Source organism: Shewanella sp. 10N.286.52.C2 (assembly GCF_002874545.1).
In the GTDB taxonomy this organism is placed as follows: domain Bacteria; phylum Pseudomonadota; class Gammaproteobacteria; order Enterobacterales; family Shewanellaceae; genus Shewanella.
Genome location: NZ_MCTV01000073.1, coordinates 1 through 2,551, shown reverse-complemented (window position 1 = coordinate 2,551; position 2,551 = coordinate 1). Strand labels below are relative to the sequence as shown.

Genomic DNA, 2,551 nt, shown 5'->3' with positions numbered 1-2,551 from the left:
AGCTAATCGACCTGGGATTTACATAATGTTTTAATTCTTTATAAAAAGAATGGTGGTCGATACTGGGCTCGAACCAGTGACCCCCTCCTTGTAAGGGAGGTGCTCTCCCAGCTGAGCTAATCGACCTCGCTGTGTGGGGCCGTATTATAGGGAGCAACGAAATACTGTCAACGACTTTTTGATTAAAAAAGTTCAGGCGCGCTAAAAACAGCCGTCTTGGTTGATTGTTAGACGCATTAGACCGCCTTTTGCTGACATCAACCAGATTTTGGCGAATAAATAACATCTCAATATTGATAAGCCCCCTATTATATTCTTTCTGCCTCCACTAATACCTGTTAGTTAGTAGACTACTACTAACCTTTATATTCAAACTTAAATTGATTGCGCAATATTAGATGACGTTGACTATAGTGAATGCCTGCTCCACAAGAATGAAAATAACAAGAGTGGAACTCGCATAATGTGGTGGTTTGGGTATAGAATATCGGCCACTTTATTATATCTGTCTTTATATAGACGTTTTCAGAAATAGGTCAGTGTCCCATTATGACAACTAAGACGCGTTTTGCTCCAAGCCCAACAGGCTTTTTACATGTAGGTGGTGCTCGTACAGCACTTTATTCTTGGCTATATGCTCGTGCGAACCAAGGTGAGTTTGTTTTACGTGTAGAAGATACAGATATTGAACGTTCAACACCTGAAGCTTGCGCTGCGATCTTAGAAGGTATGGAGTGGTTAGGCTTAACTTGGGATGAAGGCCCGTATTACCAAACCAAGCGCTTTGATCGTTACAATGAAATCATTGCTCAAATGCTAGAACAAGGCAGTGCATATAAGTGTTACTGCTCACGTGAGCGTATTGAAGCAATGCGTGAAGAACAAGCTGCTAATGGTGAGTCTCAAAAATATGATGGCCATTGTCGTAACTTAGCGCCACGTGAAACTGACGAGCCGTTTGTTATTCGTTTCAAAAACCCTACAGAAGGTAGTGTGGTATTTGATGATCATGTTCGTGGTCGCATCGAATTTGCTAACGATACTTTAGATGATTTGATCATTGCCCGAACTGAAGGCACGCCAACTTATAACTTCTGTGTAGTTGTTGATGACTGGGACATGGGGATCACTTGTGTTGTACGCGGTGAAGATCACATCAATAACACCCCTCGCCAAATTAATATTTTAAAAGCATTAGGTGCACCTGTTCCTGAATATGCGCACGTATCAATGATTTTAGGCGACGATGGCGCTAAATTATCAAAACGTCATGGCGCAGTTGGCGTAATGCAATACCGTGATGATGGCTATTTACCTGAAGCCCTATTGAACTACTTAGTTCGTTTAGGTTGGTCACATGGCGATCAAGAAGTATTCTCAATTGATGAAATGATTTCATTATTTAAATTAGATGACATCAACAAAGCAGCTTCTGCATTCAATACTGACAAATTAAATTGGCTAAACCAGCATTACATTAAAGAGTCGGCACCAGAATATGTTGCAGGCCACCTTCAATGGCATATGGATGACCAAAAAATTGATACCACAAACGGCCCTGCTTTAGCTGAAGTTGTCACAGCACTTGCAGAAAGAGCGAAAACCTTAAAAGAGTTAGCCGCATCTAGTCGCTACTTCTATGAAGATTTCGACGCTTTTGATGAAAATGCAGCGAAAAAGCACTTGCGTGGTGTTGCAATGGAACCACTTAAGTTAATCCAACAAAAAATTTCTGCTCTATCTGATTGGTCTGTTGAAGCAATTCATCAAGCAATTGAAGACACCGCAGCAGAACTTGAAGTAGGAATGGGTAAAGTTGGAATGCCTTTACGTGTCGCTGTTACAGGCGCCGGAATGTCACCTGCTGTAGATTTAACCTTATTTCTCATTGGAAAGGCTCGTTGCGAACAAAGAATATCCAAAGCGATTGATTTTGTAGCAGCTAGAATAAATTCTTAAAAAACGAGTTGACACTTTTGGGCAGGCTGCATAGAATGCGCCCCGTACTTGAGACACGATGTGATTATTTATCGCAGCATGTCCAAATGCAATTTGTAAAGTTGAGGGGCTATAGCTCAGCTGGGAGAGCGCTTCGCTGGCAGCGAAGAGGTCCACGGTTCGATCCCGTGTAGCTCCACCAATTTTACAACAATTCAAGCGTTAAGTTTTAGCCTACAGAACTTAATGAGTTATTCACTCTTTGCAGAGTATAATGCAGTCCGGGTCCCCTTCGATTAAAGAAGAGATGCCTAGGACACCGCGCTATTTTTATTAAGAGCACGGCGGTTTCACTTTAATAGCCTTCTAAAGTGTTACTTATAGGTCTTCGTTATATTAGAAGTGAAACAATATGTCCGGGTCCCCTTCGTCTAGAGGCCTAGGACACCGCCCTTTCACGGCGGTAACAGGGGTTCGAATCCCCTAGGGGATACCACAATTTTAAAATTATTGATTTATTTCGATAGTTTGAAACAAGCGTTAAGTTTTAGCCTACAGAACTTAATGAGTTATTCACTCTTTGCAGAGTCTAATGCAGTCCGGGTCCCCTTCG

1 protein-coding gene and 3 tRNA genes are annotated in these 2,551 nt (G+C 41.9%); 3 read left to right on the top strand and 1 reads right to left on the bottom strand.

Annotated features, from left to right (window positions below):
- Window positions 1-50: 50 nt before the first annotated feature.
- Window positions 51-126 (bottom strand) — tRNA-Val (locus tag BCU94_RS18905).
- A 423-nt stretch (window positions 127-549) separates the two neighbouring features.
- Between BCU94_RS18905 and gltX the strand changes: the two genes are divergently transcribed.
- The 3 genes from gltX to BCU94_RS18890 all read left to right on the top strand — a co-directional run bounded on the left by gltX (window position 550) and on the right by BCU94_RS18890 (window position 2,434).
- Window positions 550-1,959: a glutamate--tRNA ligase gene (gene gltX / locus BCU94_RS18900; RefSeq protein WP_102436489.1), complete on the top strand. Its 1,410-nt coding sequence runs from the start codon at window positions 550-552 to the stop codon at window positions 1,957-1,959.
- Window positions 1,960-2,064: 105 nt separating this feature from the next.
- Window positions 2,065-2,140, top strand: a tRNA-Ala gene (locus BCU94_RS18895).
- A 218-nt stretch (window positions 2,141-2,358) separates the two neighbouring features.
- A tRNA-Glu gene (locus tag BCU94_RS18890) sits at window positions 2,359-2,434 on the top strand.
- Window positions 2,435-2,551: the final 117 nt, after the last annotated feature.

Coding starts and splice junctions, on each gene's coding strand:
- gltX (WP_102436489.1), top strand. CDS start 550: ATGACAACTAAGACGCGTTTTGCTCCAAGCCCAACAGGCTTTTTACAT.